We start from the raw sequence: 24,886 nt of genomic DNA, 5'->3' as shown, positions 1-24,886 counted from the left end.
AAAACGGCATGCCTACCGCTCTTGCCCTGCTGCTGCGCCGGATCGTCATCGGCTTCGCGCTGGTCAGCTTCCTCGCCACGCAAACGGCGGCCGTGGCCGGTCCGCATGAGGAAGGCACAGCCGCAGGGCACTCGGCCAACCCGGTGATCCGGGGAACAATCACGGCGCCCAGCGCTTCGTCCGTGGTGCCGGGCTACACCACGGCACCGCCCGAGCGCCTCTACTACGGCCGGCCCAATCTCTCGGGCCAGACCAGCGCGCAATTCACCACCTGCGCGCTCACGCCCAACGACCCTGTGTGCCAGGCGCTGCTGGGTGCTCGGGCCTCGGCCAACACCCCGCGGGAGCTTGTCTCGCCCGACAACCCGACAGTACAAGGAGCACGATACGTCGCGAACAATCCCGCCACCATGCTGGAGAACCTCGCCAGCTACTACAGCGGATGCCAGGACAACGGCAACTGCCCGGCCAACGTATTCTGTCTCGCCGGCAACTGCTTCAGCACCGCGTACACGAACGACGCCGACTTCGCTCGCGCCATGTCCTTCCTCGAAGCCGGGCGCGAGGCCGGCGTCTACCTCGACACAGACACCCTGCAGGTGTTCAAGGGCGAGGTCAACAGCTGCCGCGACCGCCTGCTCAAGAACTGCTGCATGTCCGACGCCGCAGGCCGCGGCATGACCAACCAGAGCATGTTCGGTGTTGGCACGCGGCTGGTCTACGACGTGCTGATGAACGCCGGCAACCGCCAGTTCCTGTACCAGGGCCTGCAGGCCATGCTCATGGCAGGCGGCTTCAGCGGGAGTTTCACAAGCTATGGCGTTACCGTCGCGATCAACGGCACCGCCCTGCCTGCCGGCTCCGCCGTCCTCTATTCCGGTGAGAGCGTGGTGATCGCCTTCGATCCCTGGAGCCTTGCGATCTTGGCGGTCTTCTATGTGGCGATGTCGCTGACGTCTTGCAATGAAGAGGAAGGAAAGCTCGCCCTGAAGGAAGGCGCCAAGCTGTGCCGCACGGTCGGCACCTACTGCTCCTCCTGCATCCGGGTGCTGGGCAAGTGCGTGGCCTGCATCGAGTACACGACAGGCAAGTGCTGCTTCAACTCGGTGCTGGCCCGGATCATCAACGAACAAGGCCGCCTGCAGGTCGTCAAGGGCTGGGGCTCGGCGCGCTCCCCAGACTGCTCGGGTTTCAGCATAGCCCAGCTCCAGGCGCTGGATTTCGCACGCATGGACCTCACCGAGTTCTATGCCTCGATCGTTCCAAAGCTGCCTGACGCCGCTGCCATCCAGGGCGGCGCCGCCAATCGGGCCAGCAACTGTTACTTTGGGGAAGGAAGGTGCCAATGACTGGAATAGCCGCTTTTGCGCGCTCCACCGCCGTCTGCCTGGCCGGAACGGTGCTTTTCGGCCCCTGGTCTCCGATTCAGGCCGAGCCGTCCCGCACCCCGGTGCCCGGCGCGCGGCCCGTCATGCTGGCTGCGCTGCGATCCGCGGACGGTACGGCTCATGGCGTTTTGACAGGTGACAGCGCGGATGCCATCACGAAGCGCTTCGAGGCCACGTCGCCGATCTACATCGACGTCACCACCGAGCAGCGCTACCGCGCGCCGGGCTGCAGCCGGCTGAAGGTGCTCTTCTGGCAGGAGGGTGTCCGCCTCCCGGATGCCAAGGCGCCGCGCAAGCAGACGATCGAGTTCGGCATCAACTACTGCGCCACGGGCCTGCCGCCCAAGTCGCTGCTCTGAGGGGATGACCATGCGCGCGCGTCGCCCTTCGCTTCTGGCAGCCGCGGCGGTCTCCGTGACCGCCATGGTGATTGGCATGGCCTCCGCCCAGGGCGTTGTTCCGCCCGCGCCCTTGGGTGACTCCCAGCGCCCCTACTGGTACGACGGCTGGCGCGGTTGGCACTTCTACGAGGATCCACCCTCGGAGGAGCCCGCACCCACCGCCCGGCCCGCGCCGGCCATCCCGCCCCTGCCCACCGCGCCGTCGCGGCCACCCGCGCTGGTGGAGTTCGAGCGCCTGCAGAAGACCCTGGAAGACCTGCGCAACATCGCGATCATGCGGCCGACCGAGCGCAACGTGCGGCGCTACATGGAGCTGGAGATGCAGGTGGTGAACCGCGCCTCCTACTTCGCCGACGTGGCGCAGCGTGTGGCCTGGGCCACGCCGGAGCTCGATCCAACGCTGCAGGGCCGCCCGGTCAATGCGCAAGCCCTGGAGGTCTTCGACCAGCAGCAGCGCGCAGGCCGCTCCACCTCCGTTGAATCGCTGGGCCGCGACCATGTGCTGTTCTTCTTCTACCGTTCGGACTGTCCGTATTGCCACGCCTTCGCGCCGACCCTGCAGGCTTTCGAGGCACGCCACGGTATCCAGGTGGTGGCCGTGAGCGTGGACGGAGGCCCGATGCCGGGCTTCCCCAAGGCGCGCCCCGACAACGGCATCGCCACCGCGCTGAAGGTGACCCAGGTACCAGCCGTGTTCCTGGCCCAGCCCTTCACCGGAAAGATCACCCCGATCGGCTTTGGTGTGCTGTCCGAGTCGCAACTGCTGGAGCGCATTGCCACGGTGGCTTCACCCGCGGGCGAAGCCATGCTGCCCGGCGCTGCCCGGCGCCTGGCGCTTCCATAGGAAGTTTCCATGTCCATCCGCTCCCGCACTCTTCCTGCGCGCAAGGCGGTCGCCACAGCAGTCGCCCTGTCGCTGCTGTGCGCTGCGATGCCCAGCCGCGCCGATCTCAACAGCGAGGTCAATGACATGTTCAACAACCTGGGGGCCATCGGGAACTACACCGCACCCGGCGCGTTCCGCGGCCAGACCTACAACACCTACACCGGCGGCAGTCTGATGATGCGCTCGCCAAACAAGGTCTACCAGCTCGCGGCCATCCAGTTCCCGAGCGCGAAAGCAGGCTGCGGCGGGATCGACGTGTTCGGGGGCAGCTTCTCGCACATCTCCGCGCAGGAGTTCAAGAACATGCTACGCAACATCACGGCGGCGCTGCCCGGCATCGCTTTCCAGTTGGCATTGGATGCCGTCTCGCCGCTGCTCGGCGGACTGACCAAGTGGGCCAAGGGCCTGGAGACCTGGATCAACAACGCCCGCATCAACTCCTGCGAAACCGCGAAAGCCATCGTCAGTACGGCGGCGGAGGCCGTGGGCTACAGCTCGCAGGAGACCTGCGCCGATCTCGCGATCGACATGGGGCTGGAGAGCGACCGGGACTCGGCGCGCAAGCGCTGCGGCACCGACCGGCCCAGCATCCTGTCGTCGGCGCGCTCGTCGGGAGATGCCAATGTGCGCAACAAGGCCCCCTTCGTCGGCAACCTGACCTGGAGAGCGCTGCAGTACACCGGCGCCTACCTGGACGATGCCGAACGCGAGCTGATCATGAGCATGGTCGGCACCATCATCTACTACCCCGAGGAGTCGAAGCGCGATCCGGAGCCCATCGCCCCGACGCTCACCTCCATCAGCCAGTTGCTCTACGGTCAGGCCGCCGGCTCCGGCACCAATGTCGTCCAGCACCTGCTGCGCTGCAACGACTACACGAACTGCGACGTGGTCTCGCTCAATACCAACTACAGCCACGTCCCCTTCACGGCGAAGGTGGAGACGATGATGCGTTCGATCGCGGAAAAGATCGCCACGCGCACGCCGATTCCCAATAATTCGGCCGAGGTCGGTTTCGTGAATCAGACCACCGAGCCCGTCTACAAGATGCTCTCGGTCGGCACCAGCATCCCGGGCTCGGGCCTGGCCGACAGCCTGATCGGCCAGTACCGCGACGTGATCGCGGCGGACTACGCCTACGTGTTCCTGGAGCGTAACCTGCGCCTGGGCATGGCGGCCCTCGCCAAGGACTACACGCTGCAGCAGACCCAGCGCGACCAGGCCAACCAGGTGCGGCAGCGCGCGCAGGCCATGCTGCTGCAGATCTCGCAGGAGAAGAACCTGCTATACCAGAAGGTCGGCTCGTACAGGGCCGTGGCCAGCCACCTCGAGCAGTTGGAGCGGCAGTTGCGCTCCAGCATGCCTCAGCACGTCATGGACATGCTGGGCCAGCAGGCGGCCTACCTGTCGCGCTGACACCGATGAAGCGGCACAGCCATGTGGGAGATCTACGCTTACCAGAACGCCGACAGCCTGTTCGGCGTGTTCAACGCGGCCGCGGCCATCCATGCCTCCAATGACTATGCCTCGGCCGTCGCGGCAGTGGCATTCTGCGGCTTTGTGGCGGCGCTGATCGCCTATGCCTTTGCGCCAGAGAAACTCCAGGGCTGGAAGTGGCTGGCCTCGGTGGTGCTCGTCTTCGGCATCCTGATCGTGCCCAAGGTGACGGTGGGCGTGGTCGACAAGACCGGCGGCTCCGCGGTCAAGGTCGTGGACAATGTGCCGTTCGGCGTGGCGCTGCTGGGTAGCTTGACCAGCACCATCGGGCACACACTCACGGGGATGTTCGAAACGGCCTTCCAGGTGATCCCGGGCGCTGGAGCCATGCCGGCCGAGCTGTCCTATCAGCAGAACGGGCTGATGTTCGGCAACCGGCTCGTGCGCGAGACCGGCACTGTGGTGTTCCAGGATCCGGCCTTCCGCACGGACCTGGTGAACTTCATCCACAACTGCACGACCTACGACCTGGTCGACGGCACGCTCGATCCGGCGACCTTCTCCGCCTCCGATGACGTCTGGCCGTTGATGGCCTCGCCGAATCCGGCGCGTTTCAGCACATTGACGGGCGCGGGCGGCGCCGTGGGCGTGGACACCTGCCCCAATGTGTACCTGAGCCTGAACGGCCGGCTGCCGGCACAGCTGCAGCGCATCCAGGGACGGCTCTCCTTCCAGCTCAACCCGACGTTGCCAGGCACGGCGGCCGCCGCTGCCATCGCGGGCCAGATCCAGCAGGCCTACCTGAAGAACGGCATCGCCAATGCCTCGGCCACCGCCGCGGACATCATCCGCCAGAACGCCATGCTCAACGCCCTCGAGGACACGGGCAAGATCGTGGGGCAGAAGGTCAACGATCCAGCTGCCATGGTGCTGGCGGTGGGGAGGGCCCAGGCCGTGGCCCAAATGAACGCCTCGTGGCTCAACTACGGCAAGGTCGCCGAGCAGGCGCTGCCGGTGTTCCGCAATGTGATCGAAGCGGTGACCTACGCCCTCTTCCCGTTGTTCGTACTCCTGCTCTTGCTGACCAGCGGCCGCGAGACCATGCTGGCCTTCAAGGGCTATGCGGCCATCCTGATCTGGATCCAGCTGTGGCCGCCGCTCTACGCGATCCTGAACTACATGGCCTCGATCTATGCGGCGTACGACCTGGCGGCTGCTGCCGATCTCGGAACTGGCGCAAAGGCCCTGGCCCTGCAGACGGCCTCGGTCATCTACTCCCGAGCGCTGTCGGGCGAGGCCATCGTGGGCTATCTGGCCATCAGCATTCCGTTCATCGCCTGGGCCGCGCTCAAGCGCATGGAGAACTTTGGCACGGCACTGGTGGGTGGGCTGTCGGGACTGCAGGCCATGCTGTCGGGCACAACCTCGGCATCCACCGTGGGGAACACGTCGCTGGGCAATGTCTCCATGGATCAGATGCAGCTCGCGCCAAACCGCACCTCGGCCTTCATGGGCAGTTGGCAGCATGATCTGAGCGGCAACACCTTCTCATCCAACGCACTCACAGGCAGGACGGCGGTGAGCCTGCTGCGCAACCAGGGCTACGCCTCGCGCGTCGTGTCGATGCGCGTGTCCGAGCAGGACGTGCAGGATGCGAGCCGGCAAGTGGATGCCGCGCGCAGCGAGGCGGTCGCGGCCAGCAGCGAACGGTCGTCCGTGCTGGCGGAGGCCTTTACCAAGGGCGTCGCCAAGCTGCGCTCGTCGCGCAGCAGCACCGGCTCCACGTCGAGCAGCTTCGAGCAGTTCGGCGAGACGCTCAACCGGCTGGATCAGATCAGCAAGAGCGTGGCGGACTCGACAGGACTTACGCAGGCACAGGTAGCACGCATTGCCATAGGAGCTTCCGGGCATCTGGGCCTCAGCACTCCCATCGCCGGGCTCGGCGGCAATGCCATCGCCGAAAAGAACTACAGCTCGAACCTCACCGCAGCCGAACAAAAGGCGCTCGCCTCGATGTCAAGTGAACAGATCACTGATTTCAAACAGTTCGGAGACCGAGCATCCAGAGACAAGAGCTTCATGAGCGTGATCGCCAGCGACGCACGCGAAGCACAGGACCTTACATCGCGGTTGGCGTCGACGACTTCCCGCACCGAACGCGCTGACGCCAGCCTCTCGGAAAGAAGCGCCTTCGCGGAACGTGTCTCAACGGCCTATGAGCGCGGCGAGACCATCTCGATCGACATTGCCCAGGATCCCCACAACCTCGCCATGTTCACCCGCTACGCGGAACAGTATGGTGGCAGCAGCGCTTCCGCTCGCGTGTTGATGGAAGCGGAGTTGGCGAGGCAATCCCTGCGGCCTCAACAGGTGTTCTCGGATGGGGCCGCTGTGCCCACGGCGTTCGGCGAACTTCAGGCCCAGCATCTGCGGAACTCCGGGGATCCCGCATTGAGACCTGACCTCACGGAGCGTCACCACTCAAATCAGGGTGAGGTACGTCGATTCGGTGGTACCTCAACTTCCGCTCCATCGGCTGGAGCGCCGTCGCCCATGCGCAGCGCGATCCGCGAGGAAGGCGAGCGCATCCGTGCGACCACATCCGCCGATCAGGGGGCGTTCGATCGCAAGGCGCAAATCACGAAAACCCCCGATGGCACATTGGCATCCGAACGCTCCTTGCTGCTGCAATCGGGCAAGCAGGTGAAGGAGGATGCAGCGCCGTTCATCGACGACGCGAAGCAAGCGGTCAGGGATGCCTTGAAGAAATAGCCCCGTCAGATGTTCTTGTCCGCGTCGAACATACGGGTTCCATGCTCCGGACGAGGCGGCTTCGTGAATGGCTGATACCCTTCATCACGCCAGAAGTTCACAGCTAGATCACGGCCCGAACCTCCTCCACCTGGAATCGGCTCGATCTCTTCCTCAGTCCGCCAGTGGCGAACCTTGTCTTGTGCTCGCGGCTTTCCAATCTGCGACAGGCCGCCCCCGATCGCGCCGCCGAACAGCGCGCCCACGGCCATCATGACGATCTTCAGGCCCCAGTCGTCATGGCGCGCGGGCAGGTAGCCAAGACCGATGCCCAGCAGCAGGAAGAAGAGGAAGATGGTTTTTCGCATACGGCCCTACTTGGTAAAACCCTATCAAGATTTCTCTCCGAGTCAAGTAACTTAGAGCAGCGTCCCTATCGTTGAATCGACAGCGTTCTCCTCCAACCTTTCGCAAGAGGTGGTCCCGGTAGCTTGAACACCAAACCGGTTTCGATAAGTGCAATCCGTTCAGGTCTTCATCCTCATGGCCTCCAGCGACAACAGCGTGGCTCCCGCCTTCACCTGCTGACCTGCAGTCACCGCCCCGGTCACGATGGCCCCGGGCATAGGTGCACCTACATGCAGCGGGTTGCCGGGTTCCGCAGTTTCGCGCTGTGCCGCCGTGGCCGCGCCGGCCTTGGCCACGCTGGTCATACGCGACTGGCCGTTCATCTCGAACTACACCTTTGCCACACACTCGTCCACATGGACGGTCTGCAGGCTCACCAGCAAGGTCTTGCCCGCCTCGATCTCCAGCGCCACCTCGTCGCCCGGTTTCATGCCATAGAAGAAGGTTGGCATGGGCAGCACGGAGACAAGGCGGTGATGCACATCAAGGAAGCGACCATCGTTCATGCATCATGGCACCAGAGTGGGTCGGATGGATTGCGAATCCACTCCCGAAGCGCGCTGTCTTCGAAGTTCAAACTGCTTGACCAAGCCATAAATAGCGGGAATTACTGCCAGCGTCAGCACGGTCGAGGAAATCATCCCTCCAACCATCGGTGCAGCGATACGACTCATGACTTCCGAGCCTGTGCCAGTTCCCCACAGGATGGGAAGCAAGCCAGCCATGATGGCGACCACCGTCATCATCTTGGGACGCACCCGCTCAACCGCACCCTCCATGATGGCTTCATAAAGATCCGCAACGCCAGGCTCTTTGTTTTCAGCGCGGCGTTTTGCCTGAATTTCCTCCCAGGCATGGTCTAAATAGATCAACATGATCACCCCGGTCTCAGCGGCCACCCCCGCCAAGGCGATGAAGCCCACCGCGACGGCCACAGACATGTTGTAGCCCATCAACCACATGAGCCAGACCCCTCCGACCAAGGCAAACGGCACCGACAGCATGACGATCAGGGTTTCCGTCAGGCGCTTGAAGTTCAGGTACAGCAGCAGAAAGATGATGAGCAAGGTGACGGGAATGACCACCTTCATCTTTTGCACCGCACGTTCCATCGACTCAAACTGGCCACTCCAGGTCGCGTAGTAGCCCGGCGGAAACTTTACCTGTTCGTTCACGGCTTTGCGCGCGTCTGCCACATAGCTGCCGATGTCACGCTCACGGATGTCCACGAAGATGTAAGCAGACAGAAGCGCATTTTCAGTGCGGATGCCCGGCGCACCCTTTGCCACTTCGACCCGGGCCACCTGCCCCAGCGGCACCATCGCGCCGTCCATGGTGGGCACGAGCACTTCGCGGGCGATCTGCTGCGGGTCGGTGCGCAGCTCGCGCGGGTAGCGCACCGTGACGCCAAAGCGCTCGCGGCCTTCGACCGTCGTGGTCACCATTTCTCCGCCCAGTGCAGTACCAATGACTTCCAGCAAGTCTCCGACCGCCAGCCCGTAGCGCGCAAGTTGCACTCGGTCGGGCTCGATGTTGAGGTAAGAGCCCCCCGTGAGGCGCTCAGCGAAAGCCGAGGTCGTTCCCGGCACCTGCTTGACCACTGTTTCAATCTCGCGCGCCAGGCGTTCCATTTCGGTCAGGTCATTGCCGTAGACCTTGATGCCAATGGGCGTGCGAATGCCGGTGGACAGCATGTCGATGCGCGCCTTGATGGGCATGGTCCAGGCGTTGGACACGCCGGGGAATTGCAATGCCTTGTCCAGTTCCGCGATGAGCTTGTCGGTCGTCATGCCGGGGCGCCATTCGGACTCGGGCTTGAGGTTGATGACGGTCTCGAACATCTCGGTCGGCGCCGGGTCGGTGGCGGTGTTGGCGCGCCCAGCCTTGCCATAGACCGATACCACCTCCGGGAAGCTCTTGATGATTTTGTTCTGCGTCTGCATCAGCTCGGCCGCCTTCGTAATCGACATGCCTGGCAGCGAGGCGGGCATATACAGCAACGAGCCTTCGTTGAGCGTAGGCATGAATTCAGAGCCGAGCTGGCTGGCGGGATAGAACGAAATGCCCAGCACCAGGAGCGCAGCAGCGACGGTCAGCTTCTTCCAGCGCATCACGGTGGCGATGATGGGGCGGTAGACCCAGATCAGGAACCGGTTCACCGGGTTCCTGGATTCGGGCATGATTTTTCCCCGGATGAACAGCATCATCAGCACGGGCACCAGCGTCACGGACAGCAGCGCGGCCCCGGCCATCGCAAAGGTCTTGGTATAGGCCAGCGGCGAGAACATGCGCCCTTCCTGTGATTCCAGTGTGAATACCGGCAGAAAGGACACGGTAATGATGAGCAGCGAGAAAAACAGCGCAGGCCCCACCTCCTTGCAGGCGGCGATCATCGCCTCCACGCGATCGGTCTTGCTGTGCTCGGGCGGGAGACGTTCCAAGTGCTTGTGCGCGTTCTCGATCATGACGATGGCCGCATCCACCATCGCCCCAATGGCGATGGCGATGCCGCCAAGGCTCATCAGGTTGGAATTCATGCCCAGCAGGCGCATGGCGATGAACGAGATCAGCACACCCACGGGCAACATCAAGATAGCCACGAGGGCCGAGCGAACGTGCATCAAAAAGACCATGCAGACCAGGGCAACGATCAGGCTCTCTTCCAGCAAGGTACGCTTGAGCGTATCGATGGCCCGGTGAATCAGGTCGGATCGGTCGTACACCGCCTCGATGCTGACGCCCGGCGGGAGGCCCGCCGAGACCTCGGCGATCTTTTCCTTGAGGTTGTGAATCACCTCCAGCGCGTTCTGGCCGTAGCGGGCCACCGCGATGCCGGAGACCACCTCGCCCTCGCCATTGAGCTCGGTCACGCCACGGCGCTCGTCCGGTACCAGTTCAACACGGGCAATGTCACGGATCAGCACCGGTGTGCCTTTTTCCGCCTTGACGACCAGGCTCTCGATGTCGGCCACCCCGCGCAGATAGCCCTTGCCACGCACCATGTACTCGGTTTCGGCCATCTCCACCACGCGCCCGCCGACGTCGCGGTTCGAGTCGCGCACCACCTGGGAGACCTTGGCCAAGGGAATGCCGTAAGCCCGCAGTTTCACCGGATCGACGGTGATCTGGTAGGTCTGCACAAACCCGCCCATCGACGCCACTTCGGCCACGCCATGGGCCTTGGTCAACTGGTAGCGCAGGTACCAGTCCTGCAAGCTACGCAATTCGGCCAGGGTCATATCTTTGGCCAAGAGCGCATATTGGTACACCCAGCCCACACCAGTCGCATCCGGGCCGATCTGCGGTGTCACACCCTTGGGCATGCGCCCCGCTGCGAAGTTGAGGTATTCGAGCACGCGTGAGCGTGCCCAGTAGATGTCAGTGCCATCCTCGAAGATGATGTAGACGAACGAGGCGCCAAAGAAGGAGAAGCCCCGCACCACCTTGGACTTGGGAACCGACAGCATGGAGGTGGTCAACGGATACGTGACCTGATCCTCGACCACCTGCGGGGCCTGGCCCGGATACTCGGTGTAGACGATGACCTGAACGTCCGACAGGTCCGGCAACGCATCCAGCGGTGTTTTGAGCACAGCATAGATACCGCCAACAATAACAAACAGGGTCGCCAGCAGTACCAGGAAACGGTTTCTCCCGGACCAGTCGATGATCTTCGCAAGCATATTGTTTCCCGAAAATCAGTTGTGACCGGCGTGGGGATTGGCCGGGGCTTTGCCCTGGGGCCGGGCGGCGGTGATTACCCATTCGCCTTGCCCGCGCTCGACGAACTCGAACGCCACCGCTGCGCCAGGCTTGAGCTGCTTGAGCAAATCGCTGTTCGCAACCTTGAACTCCATCGACATGGCCGGCCATTTGAGGCTGGGCACCGGGCCATGCGCCAGCGTCACCATGCTGGATTTCGTATCGACGTCTTCCACCGTGCCTTCGGCCTGGTGGCCGCCCCCCCCAGCGCCCTGCGGCTTGGCGGAACTATCCTGGGTGGCCCCTTTGCCTTGTTCTGCCGACGCGAACCCTCCGATGGCCGCCTTGAGATTGCTTTCCGCGTCGATCAGGAAGTTGGCCGCCACCACCACCAGCTCACCGTCCTGCACCCCCTCCAGAATCTGGATGCGATCCTCGCTGCGGGCGCCGACCTTGACCTCACGCGGCTCAAAACGACCCTCCTTGACCTGTACCAGAACGATCTGGCGCCTTCCGCTGTCGATAACCGCCGACGTCGGCACCGTCAGCACGGCGCCCTTGGGTGCCGCAGACAGCTCCACCTGGGTGAACATGCCCGGCTTGAGCAGACCGCCTGTATTGGTGAGTTCGACGCGCACGGGCACGGTGCGTGTTTCGGCCGTGAGGGTCGGATAGACGTAGGTGACCGGGCCGGTGAACACCTTGTCGGGGTAGGCGTTGATGCGCACCGTGGCCATGGCACCCGGCTTGACCAGGGCGATGTCCTGCTCGAACACATCGGCAATCACCCACACCGATGACAAATTGGTGACCTGGTAGAGCGTTTCACCCGGCATGAAGCGCATGCCTTGCAGCGCCTTCTTTTCGGTCACGACGCCCGCCACCGGCGAACGAAATGTCAGCGTACGGCGTGCCGCTCCCGATGGGGTCAATGCCTTGACCTGCTCGTCCGAAATGTCCCAGTTGCGCAGGCGAGAAAGGCTCGATTCGGCGAGTTCGCGCATGCTCTTTTGCGTTTCCTCGCTGGCGCCCTTCAAGGCATCCACACCTTGCGCGGCAATCGCGTACTCGCGTTGCGCCGACACCAGCTCCGGGCTGTAGACCTCGAACAACGGCTGGCCCTTGCCCACGGCCTGGCCGGTGGCGTTGACATGCAAGCGTTCGACGTAGCCCTCGAACTTGGGGGTGATGGCGTAGGTCAGGCGCTCGTCGGGTTCGATGCGGCCTGCCGCGCGCACCATCTTGTCCAGGTTGCGCAGGCTGACAGCCTCAACGCGCACCCCGAGCTTCTGAACCTTGTCGGTGCTGATCTTGATCTGGTTGGCGCTTCCGGCTTCCGGTTCCTGATCGCCCTCGTAGACGGGGATGTAATCCATCCCCATCGGGTCCTTCTTGGGCGTGGGGGACGTATCGGGCAAGCCCATCGGATTGCGGTAATAGAGAACCTTGCGCTCCTTCTTATCGTTTGCCGAAGCAACAGTCGATGTCGCCTGCACTGATCCATGTGCAGCGGACTGGCGTTGCCCGTACCAATAGCCGCCTCCCGCAGCCAGTGCCGTGGCGGCCAGCACGAGCGCGCCCACCTTGATAGTTGTTGTCATAGATCTTCTCCCACGATGCGCTCGATGTCCGCCAGACGCATCTGGGCTGCAACTCCTGCTTTGACTTGATTGAGTTTGGCTTGTCGTATCTGTCTCTGTGCATCCAGCAGGGTGGCGAAATCCACCTTGCCCGATTCGTAGCCTGCCAAAGCCGACCGGAACGTCAGCTCCGACTGGGGTAGCAGGCTGTCCGTGGTCAACGCCAGCGTACGGCGAGCCGCATCCAGGCCCGCCAAGTTTTCATACAGATCCGCCAGTACCTGGTTGGTGGCCGCTTCGCGGCGCGAGCGGGCGGCATCCAGCATGGCCTGTGCTTCCTGCTCCTGTGCGCGCCGGGTGTCCTGCTGCAAGGGAATGGTGACCTCGACCATCAATTCCCATTCGCGAATCGATTTCCCGTACTGAATGGGTGACACCCCCACTGAGAAGTCCGGATAGCGGTTCTTGTGGGCGAGTTCGCGGCTTTTTTCTGCCGCCCGGATCTGTGACTCCTCGGTTCTCAGCAGCGGGTTGCTGGCCCGCGCGCGCTGCTCCAGCACATCAAAGCGCATGCTCTCGGGCGCCGGGATCGTACGAATTCGTTCCGGCGTGGCCAGCATCTCAACCGAAGGCCTCCCTACGAGCGCGTTCAACTTGCCCTGCAATTGTCGGCGCTCTGCTTCGAGGCCAATCAACTCGCTGCGCATGGCGGTCTGCTCTAGCTGCGCACGAATTACATCCTGCTGCGCTGCCAGGCCACTGGCGTAACGCACTTGAGCGACTTTTTCCAGGCGAGTCATCAGGTCCAGGATCTCCCTGGTCAGCCGCTCGTTCTGGTCCAGATAGTAGAGTTGGGCGTATGTCGTCTTGATCTTGGTCGCTAGTTCACTCCAGGTGCCAGCCACTCGCCCTCGGGCCGCTTCGGCCTGCAATTGGGCCGATTCACGCTTGAGGCCCCGTTTCCCAAACCACGGCAATTCCTGTGTGAGCAGGTATCGCGTGCTGCCCACACGCCCGGGCAGCAGCGTCGGGTTGCGCTCGCCCATCCGGGTAATGTCACGAAGTTCCATGCTGAACTTTGGATCCGGCAAGGCCCCCGCGGGTACGACACGCTCGGCAGCTGCATCGGCTTCGAACTGCATGCTTGCGAATTCGGGACTGTTTTCCCTCGCTGTCTGCAACAGCCCTTCAACACTCGACCCCAGCTTGACCTCCTGCGCGTGAACCATCGAGCTCAGCGCGAGAGACACCATTACCACCCCCAACGACAGGCGATTCCTAATAGCCATCATGACCTCCCCCTTGGCGCACGCAAGGCGGCATTCAACCGGTCAATTACTTCGGCCCAGTCCGCGTCTTCCAGAAGTTCTTCGCGCAACAGAGTCGCCTGAGATGGTGTCCAGAATGGCGCATCGGCCAGCAGCACATCGGCCGGCAGTGGAGCGTGGACCTCCAAGAACTCCCCAATGCCTGCCGCGTCCATGCGCAAGCCGAGCTGGGCAAACAGTTCAGAGAAGCGATGAAATGACTTTTCCATAGCGGTGATCCCTATTGTTTAAACACAAAATTCTGAAGACGTGGCCGGTGGACGCTCACGAAAGCGTCACGCTCAGCGCCAATACGGCAGCTCCGGACGCCATCGCGCCGAGGTAGCCAAAAACAACCGATTTACCGACCTGCGCACCACCTGTCGTCCAGGCGATGCCGACCTTAGCCACCATGTTTGCCAACGTCGCGAGACCGAGCGCCGTGACGGTGGCGCCCGTGGACAATCCACCGGCACCATGCAGCCGAGCGAGCGAGATCAAGATCGCGTCCACGTCCGCAAGGCCAGAAACCGCCGACAGCACATAGAGGCCGCTGGTGTCCAGCCATTGCTTTGCCGCTGGCACCAGGACGCTCATGACAGCGAGCAGCACACCAAAACCGAGCGCGGTGCCAAGGTCGAATGGCGCCATCGCGCCGACAGCGCCCTCTCCCACTGCAGTGCGGTTCAACTTGCGCCACCCCCATAGCGCCATACACAGCAGCACCACGCCAGTGACCACTAGGGCGCTGCCGAAGGTGGGCAACAACGTCGGCTGGATGACGCCCAGCAGAACGACCATGCGAAAAAACATGACACCACAGGAGGCCAACGTGCCAGCTGCCGCCGCGCCGGCCAGCGAAGGCTGCGCGCGTGCGTAACGAGCCAAAGCCAACGTGGTGGCCGTGGAAGAAGCCAGCCCACCCAGAATCCCAGTCCACAGCACACCCCTTTGCGCGCCGGTGATGCGCATGGCAAAGTGGCCCGTTAGCGACAGGCCCGCAATCAGGATGACTGCCCACCACAGCTGGTACGGATTGAGCGCGGCATAGGGCCCGAGGCCCGTATTGGGCAGGTAGGGCAGGATGACCATGGACAACACCAGCAGTTGCAGCGATGCCGTCAACTCGCGGTGATCAATCAAGCGCAGCCAACCGTGCAAGGTCGGCTTGAGGTCCAGCAGCACGGCCCCAATCACCGCTGCCGACAACGCCAAGGTGATGTTGCCGTGTGCCGCAAAAGCACCCAGGACCAAAGTAAGTAGCATCGCCACCGGGGTAGTGGCGCTCAGGTTGCCTGACAGTTTGGAATTACGGGCGTAGGACACCGTCAGCAGCAGGGCGAGTCCAAGCAGCGCACCCAGTAAAGGCCAGGGACCGAAATCTGGCTCCAGATGTCCAAGCACACCGCCGAGCAGTCCGGTCAGCGCAAAGGTGCGCAGGCCCGCAACACGCCCACCCTCCGGCAATTCGCGGTCGCGCCAGCCGCGTTCCAAGCCAATCACCAGACCGACAGCAAGCGCGGCAACCAAGCCCGCGGCGCCCGGTGGTAGTTCGTAGCCGTTCATCGGTGCTCTGTGTTGATGGCCTGCTTAGCCGGATGAACGATCTTGCGCATGCCAGGAATCACGACCGCACCACAGGTATAACGCGAGTCGACATTGAACAGCACCACCGCTTCGGTCCAATCCACGTTCAGCATTAGTTCCTCACGCAGCATCGCACCCTCGGCCACTAAAATTCAGGTTGTTGTACTTCGCATTCGCATCCGCCTATCTTGTGTGAATGCACGTCATGCATTTTGCGAGCTCAAGGCTAACGGGAAGATGTTTCAAAAATTACATTTCTGTCAGGCGATTCATGGGGCCTTGCATATTGGCCATGGCATGGTGATGTACGACGCGCTCTATGCGTGGTGCAAGTCATGCCAGCCGGAAACGCACGACTGGCCTCCAGACATGGCGGCTTAGCGTTAACACGCCACGCGGGAAGAGGTTCTTGCCCGAGGCTGTCAGTGCTTGTGCTGATGGTGTGCGTCGGGCGCGTGCGCGTCATTTGGACATACGGCAAGGCTGGCGCTGGCTTGTTCTACATTTTTGTGTACGGTACCGTACCGGACGGGTGTAGGCGACGGGCCCCACTCAAGGCGTTACGCTGATGCCGTTGGGTGCCTTACCGACAGGAACGGTCTTCGTTACCTTGCGATCTTTCACGTCAAGCACGGAAACCGAATTGGCGTAGATGTTCGTCACATAGGCGTACCGCCCTTCACGATCAACGACCACGCCATGAGCACCAGCGCCAGTTACGACTGTCTTGACGACCTTGAAAGTCTCCAGGTCAATCATGCTGACGGTCTTGCCCGGCATCTTGCGCGTACCCTGGTTGGCCACCAGGAGCGTGCGCGAGTCAGGTGTGGCGTACAACTGGATCGGCACCGTTCCTACCGCAACCTTGCGAATCACCTTGCGCGTTGCTGGGTCGATCACGGCAATGGCGTTTTCGCCGGACAACGAGGCAAAGGCCAAGCGGCCGTCCAGCGTGAAGCCAGTCTGGGCCGGACCTTTGCCGGTCGGCACCTGCGCAACCTCCTTCTGGCTGGCGGTGTCGATGACCGATACCGTGCCACCCTTGAGATTGGCGACGTAGACCTCCTTGCCATCCGGGCTGAACCGAAGACCATGGGGAAACTGACCAACCGGAATCGTCGCCACGTGGCTCCGCGCTGCTGTGTCGATCACAGTGACCGTGTTGTCACCCCCATTGGTGACATAGGCCAGGCGACCGTCTGGTGAAACCACCACATGGGCCGGGTGCAAACCCACCGGCACCTTGGCGACGACCGTGTTGGTCGCGGTGTCGATGGCCCAGATCGCGCCCGGTTTTCCCATCGCATCGTGGTCGCCTTGGGCCATGCCCTTGTGCGCAGAAGCGTCGGCTGCCTGGTCAGGCTCGCCGTTATTGGTCAACCATGCGAGCTTGCCGTCGGGCGACACTTGCACGTTGTGAGGCATCTTGCCGACGCGCACGTTCGTCAGCGTTTTCAACGATACCGCATCGAGGACGCTGACCGTGTCAGCGCCTTCATTGGCCACATATACCTGGTCGGCGGCCAAAGTGGTTCCAGACCAAGCCAGCAGGCCGATCTGGACCGCTGCCGAAAGCCAGTTGCATCTTCCAATCATCATGATCAATCCTTGTTGAGAAATGGCCCCTAGAACAGGGCTATGTCCGCTTTGAACGTCCGGTATTACCGTCACCGTTTTTTCCATCATGTCCAGGACGAGTAACCATCCCCCGGCAAAGCCGGGGGCTTTCGTTATGTGAGCAGCTCAAAGCGGCTGAACGGGGTCGCTAACGCGGCCCCTCGGGTTGGTGCCGCCTACTGGCGGCCGTTCATCTCCACAGGCCCAGTTGATCCAGGCGTTCGTCTTCCTTCTCCTGGTTACGGATATATTGCCGTATGACCGCTTCGTCTCGCCCTACCGTCGATACGAAGTAGCCCCTCGCCCAGAAATGCTGACCTACAAAGTTGCGCTTACGCTCCCCGTAGACCCTTGCAAGGTGGATCGCACTCTTGCCTTTGATGAACCCCACCACCTGCGATACCGCGTATTTCGGCGGTATCGACAGCATCATGTGCACATGGTCGGGCATCAAGTGTCCTTCCTCTACCCTACTCTCCTTCTGCGATGCCAGCTTGCGAAACACCTCTCCAAGGTGCTGGCGTAGTTGGTAGTACAGCGCCCCTCTTCGACATTTCGGTATGAAGACCACGTGATATTTACAGTCCCATGCCGTGTGATTCAAACTCTCATACTTGTCCATCCTGATTCTTCCTTTCGTGTGCTTGGCGGCTCACGTTTGGAAGTCTCTGCGATGGGCAACCCCTGAAAAGTCAAACTTCTACTGCCTCCCCGGCAGAGCCGGGGGTTTTCCTGTTCCTAATAAAAACTAGCCAGGGTGTTGAAACATCAAACGAAACGCTTGCTCGATCGCAGCGTCGCGGCCTTCGCGAAGTCGTCCCAATGCATGAGTAACTTGTCCCGCAGCTTCACGCTCACGCTCAATCAATGGGTGATGCTGCGCAAGCGGTTGTCGGCTCCTGGCGAGGGGGTCGGCCATCATACTGACCCATTTCATCCACGGATTAAATGCTTCTGAAAACAAATACCTGCTGCTGCGCATTGGATGGAGCCACTTGAGCACTTCGGCTGTCCCCGGCGTGGACAGCGCTTGCGCCCAGGGACTGACGAATGCCCGGTAAAGCGCCTCGTTGAATGTCGAGACCTGTTTCACCCGCTCAAAAGCTTCCTGCGGGTAATCCGTTTTCAGGTCTTCCACCTCACGGGGTTCGTAGCGGATGCTGAAGGAAGGCTTATGGCAGTCCGGGTCACCCGACGGGTTGTCTATTTTCATTTCATAAAGACCCGGGGCCAGCGCTTCAATGTCAGCCAGGCTCTCCAGGATGGCCCGGTGCTCCAGACGTGCCACTCCTGCGGAGACAAAAATGCCGAGATGGCCCACATGCGGGTTGGTGAGGTAGACGATCCGCTGCCCTGCCCGCTTGAGATCCTCGGTGTCGCTATAGACAGCGGGGATCCATCCAAGCGCCTGATGCGGTGGCGCGATGTTGTCGCCGTAGGATGCAAAGATGACGATTGGATTCCTGATCCGCCTCAGGTCAGCAGTGCAACCCTGGCAAATCTGGAAAAGGCCCTGTTCAAGCTGGTTGCCGATGAACAGGTTTTCAACGATCGCGAGGATCTCTTCTCGGCTCAGGAAATAAAAACCGTTCCACCAGCGTTCGAACTCCAGAAAGCGCGCCTGCTCACTGTCAACGTTGGTGAAGAGTTGGGCATACTTCTCCCAAACGGCCTTTTCGGGCTTGAGGTTCTCGAAATTCTGCGCTAGCCAGGCCCCGTCGAAGCGGCCATTGCCCAGGTCGGCCGTCAGATGCGCCAACCAGCTGCCGCCAAGGAGCCCTCCGGAAAGACGCATCGGATTAACACCGGACTCGCCAGCCCAATAAGACAAAGGCGAGCCATTGAGCACCACCGGTCCGACCAGACCGGCGCAGTCTGCGGACAGCAACGTCAACGCCCACCCGGCCTGGCAGTTGCCATAGAGCACAGGAGGATTGCCAGGATGGCGTAGTGCGACCTCTTCGGCGAAACGCCGCAGCACATGCAACACGTCTGCCAGGGTCTGCCCCAGAGCCGGCTCTGGAAAGAAAATCACGAAATAAACCGGATGGCCTTCGCGCATGGCCATCCCGACTTCGGAGTCGCGCTTGAAGCCGCCAATGCCGGGGCCATGGCCAGCGCGTGGATCGACGATGATGACTGGCGGTTTGTCAGAGTCGACGCAGTCGTCCCAGCAATGCCCGTCGATTTCCGTGATGCGCAGCAGTGCATAGTTGACGGACCGTTCGAAGCTGCGCGCGTCCAACAGCGTTTCATACTTGAAGTCCAGAAGCGGCGGCAATCCGGCTCGCTCGTGCTCCAGCATGTTGTTCGCGCGCTGGCGAAGCGTGTCCCAGAACAGAACGGTGCGTTCGAAGAAGTCGCGCTGGTAATCGAAATAGTCCTGCGCCGAAGGTGCTTCAGCTGCTCTTTTCATGCCACTAGACGCATCCTGTGGCGCAGGCTTCAACAACTCCTCGGAATGATCCAAGACGGTCGGTGGTAGATCCTTTGCGTGGCGGTGCGTCCATTGCACCGCTGCTTCCTTACCCACCGCCGTGGTGCGTTGAGAGGTCCGAGGCTTTTGTGGTGACGTGGGGATTTTCATCATTCCTCCGAACTACGGGGTCATTTTTTTCCGCGCCGTAAACGCAGAGCATTGAAAATCACCGAGGCCGAGCTCAGACTCATGGCCAGCGCCGCGATCAGCGGGGACAACAACCACCCAGTGAATGGGTACAGCACGCCTGCCGCAATCGGCACCCCAATGCCGTTGTAAACGAATGCGAACAGGAGGTTCTGGCGCATGTTTCGGACGGTGTCGATAGAGATGTCGCGTGCGGCGGTGATGCCGCGCAAATCGCCTTTGACCAGCGTGATCTGGCCGCTGTTCATGGCCACATCGGTCCCCGTGCCCATGGCCACGCCGACATCGGCCTTTGCCAACGCAGGCGCATCGTTGATGCCATCGCCGGCCATGGCGACAATGTGGCCCTCTTTCTGGAGCCGTTCCACGAGCGCCAGCTTGTCTGCGGGCTTGACTTCGCCATGCACCTCGTCGATGCCCAGTTTTGCACTCACGGCCTTGGCGGTGGTCAGACCATCGCCAGTTGCCATCACGATGCGCAAACCGCTGGCGTGCAAAGTCTTAATGGCTTCCAAGGTGGTGGCCTTGATGGGATCGGTCACGGCCAGGATGCCAGCCAGTTGTCTGTCCACGGCCAGATGCATCACGCTGGCGCCTTCACTGCGCAGACGCTCGCCATCTACCTTGAGCGCATCAGTGGCCACGCCCTCCTGCTGCATCAATGCGGTGTTGCCCAGCACCAGATGCTTCCCATCGACGATGCCGCGCACGCCAATGCCGCTGCCGGATTCGAAATCTAGCGGCTTGATCAGTTCCAGGCCCTTGGCGCGTGCTGCGCTGACGATGGCCTCTGCCAAAGGATGCTCGCTGCCTTGGTCCAAACTGGCCGCAAGGCGCAGTACTTCGTCCGCTGTATAGCCGGGTGCGGCAACTGCGGTGTCGAAAGCGGGCTTACCTTCGGTCAAAGTTCCTGTCTTGTCCACTATCAGCGTGTCCACCTCGCGCATTTTCTCGATGGCGCCAGCATCGCGGAACAGCACCCCCTGTGTCGCGGCACGCCCTGTGGCCACCATCACCGACATCGGCGTGGCCAGCCCCAGCGCACAGGGGCAAGCGATGATCAGCACGGCCACTGCGTTGATCAAGCCAAACACCCAGCTAGGTTCCGGACCGAACCAACCCCAGACAAAGAAGGTGGCAATGGCGATGAGCACCACCACGACCACAAATTTGCCTGCCACCACATCCGCCATGCGCTGCATGGGCGCCTTCGAGCGCTGGGCATTGGCCACCATCTGAACAATCTGCGACAGCATGGTGGCCGCACCGACTTTTTCGGAGCGCATCACCAAGGCGCCACTGGTGTTCATCGTGGCGCCAATCACATTGTCACCAAGCCGTTTGGTCACCGGCACAGGCTCGCCAGTAAGCATGGATTCATCGACCGCACTGCTGCCTTCGGTCACAACGCCGTCGACCGGCACTTTCTCGCCGGGACGAATGCGCAGCAGATCCCCGACGTGAACATGGTTCAGCGGCACGTCCTCTTCGCTGCCATCCGCATTGATGCGGCGAGCGGTCTTGGGTGCCAAACCGAGCAGCGCCTTGATCGCCGCAGAAGTTTGCGAACGGGCCTTCAACTCGATGATCTGGCCCAGCATGGTCAGCGAGATGATGACCACTGCCGCCTCATAGTAAACAGCCACGCGACCCATGGAAATGAATGAATCTGGGAACACGCCCGGCGCCACGGTAGCCACGAGGCTGTAGAGAAAGGCCGCGCCAGTACCCAGGCCAATCAATGTCCACATGTTGGGGCTGCGATGGACAAGAGACTGCCAACCGCGTACGAAGAAGGGCCAACCCGTCCACAACACGACGGGTAAGGACAGCGCCAGTTCGACCCAGGTTTGAACGTTCATGTCAAACCACCCGAGACGATGGCCGAACATTGCAAGAACAGTAACGATGACTGTGAATGGCAGTGTCCACCAGAAGCGATGCTGAAAATCCTTTAACTCATGGTTGTCTTCCTCGTCCAGAGGAATGATTGGCTCCAATGTCATGCCGCACTTGGGACAGATTCCAGGATGATCCTGCCGCACCTCGGGGTGCATAGGGCAGGTGTAGATGGTGCCGGCCGGCTCTGGCGCGGTGTCCTCGGGTGCAGTAGATACAAGGTATTGCAGTGGGTTCGCTGCGAACTTGCCTTGGCACTTGGCGCTACAGAAATAGTAGGGCCGCCCTTCGTGCGTCAATTTGTGTTCAGACTGCTCCGTAACGGTCATGCCGCACACCGGATCCTTTAGATCCTTTGGCGAGGCTGGCTCGGCAGGGGGGTGACTGCCGTGATGGTGGTGTGCATGCATGTCCATTGCTTATTCCTTGTTGTTGTTGGTGCGCCGTTGCGGCTGCGCATGGTTGCCGTGCCCACCATGGCCGCCGTGGCCGTGCATCAGGTGCATTAGCGGACAGGCGAGGAGCAGCAGGTAGGGCCAATAACCCAGAACATGGCCCCAGTGCTCTCGCAGCAGATAAAAACCAGCGATCACGGCAGCCGTTGCCAGCGCCATGCCGGCTGGGCGGCGCCAGAACGATGGCGCATGGGAGTCGTTGTCAGGCTGATCCATGGCGTTGCTCCTTCAGAGTTGCCAAAAAAGTACGGGACGCGGAGTCACCCGGCCGGTCAATCCGGAATCAAATGCCGTGCCCCTTAGCGGCAGCCGCAGCCGCCCGTGCCGCCGCCGTGGCAGCCCGAAGCTTTAGTCTGCGAAGTCGCAGCGGGAATGGACGCGTCTGCGGCCAGCTTCGCGGGGTAGCCCGCATCCGTCAAGGCCATCAACAAAGGAGCGCTGCCCTGCGCCAGTTCCCCGCTCACCCGGACGCGGCCAGACGGGAGATCGACCTCCACCCCGCGGACCCCCGGCAGCGGCTGCAATGCCTGCGTGACGTGATTCACACAAGAGCCACAGCTCATACCCTCGACTTGCAGATCAATCGTGCTCATATTTCAAACTCCTAAAAAATGAAACGTGTACCGCCGGGAAGAAATCCAGATCATCTTTTTGATACCGAGTCAGTGGTCGACTGGGCTTTGCCAATGCGAGGAATAAACCGGGGTGTTCGCTGTGCGTAGCTGTCGTACTCAGCACCGAACTGTTTGCGCATTTCGTTCTCTTCGGTGATGGCGAGACGCCCGTACATCAGGAGCAAGACAGGGAACATGACCAAGGTCAGCAACGTGGGCCATTGCAGCAGGAAACCCAGCAAGATCAATACGAAAGCCACGTACTGCGGATGTCGAATGCGCTCGTAGGGGCCTGCTGTGGCGAGCGACTGGCGACGCTGAGCGTGGTACAGCACATTCCACGCTGTGGACAACAGGTAGAAACCAAAGCCCAGAAAAACGTAGCTGGCGATGTGCAGTACGCCGAAATGCGGGTCGCCCTTTTCGCCCAAGAGGGTAGACCACAAGTGACCCGAGGTGTGTGATAGCAGATCCAAATTTGGGAACTTGGTTTGCAGCCAACCCGACATCAGATAAATCGTCAGCGGGAAGCCATACATCTCTACGAACAAGGCAACTATGAAGGCTGCGAATGCGCCAAACGTCCTCCAGTCACGGGCCGTTGCAGGCTTGAAAAAGCTGAACGCAAACATGATGAAGATCGCTGAATTGATGATGACCAACGACCACAGGCCATAAGCAGATTCGGTGTGGTTCACTGGGGATCTCCTTCTTTGCGCGATTCGGCAGTCTTCGACACATCAGGCTTGCTCTGGCCATGGTGACCATGCCCACCGTGGCTGCCGTGCATGAAAACATGCATCAGCGGGCAGGCGAGGAGCAGGAGAAAAGGTAGCGCCCCGACGACATGCGCGAGGTGTTCTGTCAACAAAAAATACGCCGCCACGGCACCAATCGCCACGTAGCCGATGGCGTATCGAGAACTCCAGAAACTGGGGGGCGACTCGTGTCCGTCGTGTTGATGGCTCATGGTGACTCGCAATCAGGTGGGTGCGTTACTTGGTCGGCGTGGCAGGCAGGCGGTCCAGCATCATCTGCATCATGGACTCCATCATTTGCATGCGCTTTTCCATCATCTGATGGCGCTCGGCCATGTTGGTGGGCATGCCCTTGCCACCTTGCATGCCACCCATGCCCTGCATGCCTGCGCCCATCTGCTGCATCATTCCCATACCGTCCTGCATCAGCTTCATGTGCTCGTCCATGAGCGCCTGCCGCTCTTCCGGCGTTTTGGCCGCCATCATCTTTTCGTGCATCGCTTGCATGGCTTTCATGTGCTCGTCCATCTTGGCCATTCCAGCCATCTGCCCCGCACCCGTTGGCTTCGCGGCCGCCTTCATTTGGGTAGACGCAGGCAATGTGCTTCCTGCAGGGTGATGGGCCTTGTGCTCATCGGCGGTTTGCGCCATCAAGCTCAGCGAGGCCGAAGCGATACAGATACCAACCAGGGTATGGCGAATTTTTGACATAGTGTTCTCCTTCTTGCGGTGAAAAACCGTCGCATTCAGCATTCAACCCAGACGTCCGCGACGACACAGCACGCCCAAGCAGCGCGTTCTTACTGAGCGGGATGAATGTCAGTGACAACCATCTTCCCGCCCTCGTTGACGACCATGAACTTGACCTTGTCGCCGGGCTTCACTTTGCCCAGCAGACTCTTGTCTTTTGCGGTGAACACCATGGTCATGCCGGGCATGTCCATGTGCTTGATTTCTCCGTGCTTGATGGTGACCTTGCCAGTGGACTGATCGACCTTCTTGATTTCGCCGTCGGTCATGGATGCCGATGCTTGGGACATATCCATCTTGCCGTGATCCATCATGGTCTGGGCGAAGCTGCCCATGGGCGTTAATGTGCCCATGGCAAGCGCGGAGATAGCAAGAATGTTTTTGATGGTGTTCATGATTTCCTCAGGAATGAGAGTAAAAAAGTGGATTACTTCTTGGCCATTTTGACGGCCCACTTCATGCCGGCCTCGTAATGACCAAGCATCAGGCACGCGAAGTTGACAGTGCCCGCCTTGGCGAATTGCCAGACGATCTCACCTTGCTTGCCAGGGACCAGCGTGACCTTGCTGGGCACATCACGACGAATGACCGATCTCATGGAAGAGATTCTGAAGAGCGACCCTGTCAGAAAGCTGTGCGCCAGATTACATATTTGTTATCTGCATGTCGGGAACGCAGAAACTCGTCAAACTCACGTCTACGCCAGATAGCGGAGAGTGA

Annotated in this window: 25 protein-coding genes and 1 pseudogene; 6 read left to right on the top strand and 20 right to left on the bottom strand. The window is 61.2% G+C overall.

Annotated features, from left to right (window positions below):
• Positions 1-8 precede the first annotated feature (8 nt).
• From traN to P7644_RS06560, 5 genes are read left to right on the top strand one after another with little or no spacing between them, the layout of a single operon-like run.
• Positions 9-1,349: a conjugal transfer protein TraN gene (gene traN, locus P7644_RS06580; RefSeq protein ID WP_404302355.1), complete on the top strand. Its 1,341-nt coding sequence runs from the start codon at positions 9-11 to the stop codon at positions 1,347-1,349.
• A complete protein-coding gene (locus P7644_RS06575; RefSeq protein WP_404302353.1) occupies positions 1,346-1,747 on the top strand; it encodes a hypothetical protein in 402 nt (133 codons plus the stop codon). The genes traN and P7644_RS06575 overlap by 4 nt, the downstream gene beginning before the upstream one ends.
• Before the next feature lie 10 nt (positions 1,748-1,757).
• On the top strand, positions 1,758-2,633 hold the full coding sequence (traF, locus tag P7644_RS06570) for a conjugal transfer protein TraF (RefSeq protein ID WP_404302352.1): 876 nt from the start codon (positions 1,758-1,760) through the stop codon (positions 2,631-2,633).
• A 9-nt stretch (positions 2,634-2,642) separates the two neighbouring features.
• Complete coding sequence (locus P7644_RS06565; protein ID WP_404302350.1) at positions 2,643-4,091, top strand: conjugal transfer protein TraH; 1,449 nt, start codon at positions 2,643-2,645, stop codon at positions 4,089-4,091.
• A gap of 21 nt (positions 4,092-4,112) precedes the next feature.
• Positions 4,113-6,884: a conjugal transfer protein TraG N-terminal domain-containing protein gene (locus P7644_RS06560; RefSeq protein ID WP_404302348.1), complete on the top strand. Its 2,772-nt coding sequence runs from the start codon at positions 4,113-4,115 to the stop codon at positions 6,882-6,884.
• A gap of 5 nt (positions 6,885-6,889) precedes the next feature.
• Here the strand turns inward: P7644_RS06560 and P7644_RS06555 are convergent, their stop codons facing one another.
• From P7644_RS06555 to P7644_RS06515, 9 genes are all read right to left on the bottom strand, one after another.
• Positions 6,890-7,231: a hypothetical protein gene (locus P7644_RS06555; RefSeq protein WP_404302346.1), complete on the bottom strand. Its 342-nt coding sequence runs from the start codon at positions 7,229-7,231 to the stop codon at positions 6,890-6,892.
• A gap of 159 nt (positions 7,232-7,390) precedes the next feature.
• Complete coding sequence (locus P7644_RS06550; protein WP_404302344.1) at positions 7,391-7,594, bottom strand: biotin/lipoyl-containing protein; 204 nt, start codon at positions 7,592-7,594, stop codon at positions 7,391-7,393.
• Positions 7,595-7,600: 6 nt separating this feature from the next.
• The gene (locus P7644_RS06545) at positions 7,601-7,777 is read right to left on the bottom strand and encodes a hypothetical protein (RefSeq protein WP_404302342.1); all 177 of its coding nucleotides are present in this window, start codon (positions 7,775-7,777) and stop codon (positions 7,601-7,603) included.
• A 3-nt stretch (positions 7,778-7,780) separates the two neighbouring features.
• On the bottom strand, positions 7,781-10,954 hold the full coding sequence (locus P7644_RS06540) for an efflux RND transporter permease subunit (RefSeq protein ID WP_404302340.1): 3,174 nt from the start codon (positions 10,952-10,954) through the stop codon (positions 7,781-7,783).
• Between the two features lie 15 nt (positions 10,955-10,969).
• Entirely contained in the window at positions 10,970-12,574 is a 1,605-nt protein-coding gene (locus tag P7644_RS06535) for an efflux RND transporter periplasmic adaptor subunit (protein WP_404302339.1), read from the bottom strand.
• Positions 12,571-13,695, bottom strand: coding sequence for a TolC family protein (locus tag P7644_RS06530; RefSeq protein ID WP_404302337.1), 1,125 nt, complete (start codon positions 13,693-13,695; stop codon positions 12,571-12,573). Before P7644_RS06530 ends, P7644_RS06535 begins: the two co-directional genes overlap by 4 nt.
• Positions 13,696-13,841: 146 nt before the next feature.
• Positions 13,842-14,090, bottom strand: coding sequence for a DUF2789 domain-containing protein (locus P7644_RS06525; RefSeq protein ID WP_404302336.1), 249 nt, complete (start codon positions 14,088-14,090; stop codon positions 13,842-13,844).
• Between the two features lie 55 nt (positions 14,091-14,145).
• Positions 14,146-15,426, bottom strand: coding sequence for a DUF4010 domain-containing protein (locus tag P7644_RS06520; RefSeq protein WP_341238778.1), 1,281 nt, complete (start codon positions 15,424-15,426; stop codon positions 14,146-14,148).
• Positions 15,423-15,560, bottom strand: a complete 138-nt coding sequence (locus tag P7644_RS06515; RefSeq protein ID WP_198847142.1) for a hypothetical protein — start codon at positions 15,558-15,560, stop codon at positions 15,423-15,425. Before P7644_RS06515 ends, P7644_RS06520 begins: the two co-directional genes overlap by 4 nt.
• Before the next feature lie 178 nt (positions 15,561-15,738).
• Here P7644_RS06515 and P7644_RS06510 point away from each other — a divergent pair.
• Positions 15,739-15,828 (top strand): annotated as a pseudogene (locus P7644_RS06510) (chromate resistance protein); the annotation flags it as partial.
• A 171-nt stretch (positions 15,829-15,999) separates the two neighbouring features.
• Here P7644_RS06510 and P7644_RS06505 read toward each other — a convergent pair.
• From P7644_RS06505 to P7644_RS06455, 11 genes are all read right to left on the bottom strand, one after another.
• Positions 16,000-17,046 carry a cytochrome D1 domain-containing protein gene (locus P7644_RS06505; protein ID WP_404302333.1) on the bottom strand — a complete coding sequence of 349 codons (1,047 nt, stop codon included), beginning with the start codon at positions 17,044-17,046 and terminating at the stop codon, positions 16,000-16,002.
• Between the two features lie 208 nt (positions 17,047-17,254).
• Positions 17,255-17,686 carry an IS200/IS605 family transposase gene (gene tnpA / locus P7644_RS06500; RefSeq protein ID WP_404302332.1) on the bottom strand — a complete coding sequence of 144 codons (432 nt, stop codon included), beginning with the start codon at positions 17,684-17,686 and terminating at the stop codon, positions 17,255-17,257.
• Positions 17,687-17,812: 126 nt separating this feature from the next.
• Entirely contained in the window at positions 17,813-19,651 is a 1,839-nt protein-coding gene (locus P7644_RS06495; protein ID WP_404302330.1) for a DUF3141 domain-containing protein, read from the bottom strand.
• A 20-nt stretch (positions 19,652-19,671) separates the two neighbouring features.
• On the bottom strand, positions 19,672-22,005 hold the full coding sequence (locus P7644_RS06490) for a heavy metal translocating P-type ATPase (RefSeq protein ID WP_305335783.1): 2,334 nt from the start codon (positions 22,003-22,005) through the stop codon (positions 19,672-19,674).
• Between the two features lie 3 nt (positions 22,006-22,008).
• A complete protein-coding gene (locus P7644_RS06485) occupies positions 22,009-22,260 on the bottom strand; it encodes a DUF2933 domain-containing protein (RefSeq protein ID WP_287923412.1) in 252 nt (83 codons plus the stop codon).
• 83 nt (positions 22,261-22,343) lie between these two features.
• The gene (locus tag P7644_RS06480; RefSeq protein ID WP_404302328.1) at positions 22,344-22,637 is read right to left on the bottom strand and encodes a heavy-metal-associated domain-containing protein; all 294 of its coding nucleotides are present in this window, start codon (positions 22,635-22,637) and stop codon (positions 22,344-22,346) included.
• 50 nt (positions 22,638-22,687) lie between these two features.
• Entirely contained in the window at positions 22,688-23,356 is a 669-nt protein-coding gene (locus P7644_RS06475) for a methyltransferase family protein (protein WP_404302327.1), read from the bottom strand.
• Entirely contained in the window at positions 23,353-23,628 is a 276-nt protein-coding gene (locus P7644_RS06470; protein ID WP_066691667.1) for a DUF2933 domain-containing protein, read from the bottom strand. The genes P7644_RS06475 and P7644_RS06470 overlap by 4 nt, the downstream gene beginning before the upstream one ends.
• A 25-nt stretch (positions 23,629-23,653) precedes the next feature.
• Entirely contained in the window at positions 23,654-24,127 is a 474-nt protein-coding gene (locus tag P7644_RS06465; protein ID WP_404302326.1) for a hypothetical protein, read from the bottom strand.
• Between the two features lie 89 nt (positions 24,128-24,216).
• Positions 24,217-24,561 carry a copper-binding protein gene (locus P7644_RS06460; protein ID WP_404302324.1) on the bottom strand — a complete coding sequence of 115 codons (345 nt, stop codon included), beginning with the start codon at positions 24,559-24,561 and terminating at the stop codon, positions 24,217-24,219.
• A gap of 32 nt (positions 24,562-24,593) precedes the next feature.
• On the bottom strand, positions 24,594-24,764 hold the full coding sequence (locus P7644_RS06455; RefSeq protein WP_207576215.1) for a hypothetical protein: 171 nt from the start codon (positions 24,762-24,764) through the stop codon (positions 24,594-24,596).
• Positions 24,765-24,886: the final 122 nt, after the last annotated feature.

This window comes from Alicycliphilus denitrificans, from assembly GCF_044792555.1.
Lineage (GTDB): Bacteria > Pseudomonadota > Gammaproteobacteria > Burkholderiales > Burkholderiaceae_C > Alicycliphilus > Alicycliphilus denitrificans_A.
This window is presented reverse-complemented; position numbering and strand designations above follow the sequence as displayed.

Bases quoted from the DNA above. Each gene is read 5' to 3' on its own strand.
- P7644_RS06555 (WP_404302346.1), bottom strand. From the start codon at position 7,231: ATGCGAAAAACCATCTTCCTCTTCTTCCTGCTGCTGGGCATCGGTCTT.
- P7644_RS06550 (WP_404302344.1), bottom strand. From the start codon at position 7,594: ATGAACGGCCAGTCGCGTATGACCAGCGTGGCCAAGGCCGGCGCGGCC.
- P7644_RS06535 (WP_404302339.1), bottom strand. From the start codon at position 12,574: ATGACAACAACTATCAAGGTGGGCGCGCTCGTGCTGGCCGCCACGGCA.
- P7644_RS06560 (WP_404302348.1), top strand. From the start codon at position 4,113: ATGTGGGAGATCTACGCTTACCAGAACGCCGACAGCCTGTTCGGCGTG.
- P7644_RS06515 (WP_198847142.1), bottom strand. From the start codon at position 15,560: ATGCTGAACGTGGATTGGACCGAAGCGGTGGTGCTGTTCAATGTCGAC.
- P7644_RS06525 (WP_404302336.1), bottom strand. From the start codon at position 14,090: ATGGAAAAGTCATTTCATCGCTTCTCTGAACTGTTTGCCCAGCTCGGC.
- P7644_RS06465 (WP_404302326.1), bottom strand. From the start codon at position 24,127: ATGTCAAAAATTCGCCATACCCTGGTTGGTATCTGTATCGCTTCGGCC.
- P7644_RS06495 (WP_404302330.1), bottom strand. From the start codon at position 19,651: ATGAAAATCCCCACGTCACCACAAAAGCCTCGGACCTCTCAACGCACC.
- P7644_RS06470 (WP_066691667.1), bottom strand. From the start codon at position 23,628: ATGAGCCATCAACACGACGGACACGAGTCGCCCCCCAGTTTCTGGAGT.
- P7644_RS06460 (WP_404302324.1), bottom strand. From the start codon at position 24,561: ATGAACACCATCAAAAACATTCTTGCTATCTCCGCGCTTGCCATGGGC.
- P7644_RS06485 (WP_287923412.1), bottom strand. From the start codon at position 22,260: ATGGATCAGCCTGACAACGACTCCCATGCGCCATCGTTCTGGCGCCGC.
- P7644_RS06480 (WP_404302328.1), bottom strand. From the start codon at position 22,637: ATGAGCACGATTGATCTGCAAGTCGAGGGTATGAGCTGTGGCTCTTGT.
- P7644_RS06575 (WP_404302353.1), top strand. From the start codon at position 1,346: ATGACTGGAATAGCCGCTTTTGCGCGCTCCACCGCCGTCTGCCTGGCC.
- P7644_RS06505 (WP_404302333.1), bottom strand. From the start codon at position 17,046: ATGATGATTGGAAGATGCAACTGGCTTTCGGCAGCGGTCCAGATCGGC.
- traF (WP_404302352.1), top strand. From the start codon at position 1,758: ATGCGCGCGCGTCGCCCTTCGCTTCTGGCAGCCGCGGCGGTCTCCGTG.
- tnpA (WP_404302332.1), bottom strand. From the start codon at position 17,686: ATGGACAAGTATGAGAGTTTGAATCACACGGCATGGGACTGTAAATAT.
- P7644_RS06530 (WP_404302337.1), bottom strand. From the start codon at position 13,695: ATGCAGTTCGAAGCCGATGCAGCTGCCGAGCGTGTCGTACCCGCGGGG.
- P7644_RS06565 (WP_404302350.1), top strand. From the start codon at position 2,643: ATGTCCATCCGCTCCCGCACTCTTCCTGCGCGCAAGGCGGTCGCCACA.
- P7644_RS06520 (WP_341238778.1), bottom strand. From the start codon at position 15,426: ATGAACGGCTACGAACTACCACCGGGCGCCGCGGGCTTGGTTGCCGCG.
- P7644_RS06490 (WP_305335783.1), bottom strand. From the start codon at position 22,005: ATGGACATGCATGCACACCACCATCACGGCAGTCACCCCCCTGCCGAG.
- P7644_RS06540 (WP_404302340.1), bottom strand. From the start codon at position 10,954: ATGCTTGCGAAGATCATCGACTGGTCCGGGAGAAACCGTTTCCTGGTA.
- P7644_RS06545 (WP_404302342.1), bottom strand. From the start codon at position 7,777: ATGAACGATGGTCGCTTCCTTGATGTGCATCACCGCCTTGTCTCCGTG.
- P7644_RS06455 (WP_207576215.1), bottom strand. From the start codon at position 24,764: ATGAGATCGGTCATTCGTCGTGATGTGCCCAGCAAGGTCACGCTGGTC.
- traN (WP_404302355.1), top strand. From the start codon at position 9: ATGCCTACCGCTCTTGCCCTGCTGCTGCGCCGGATCGTCATCGGCTTC.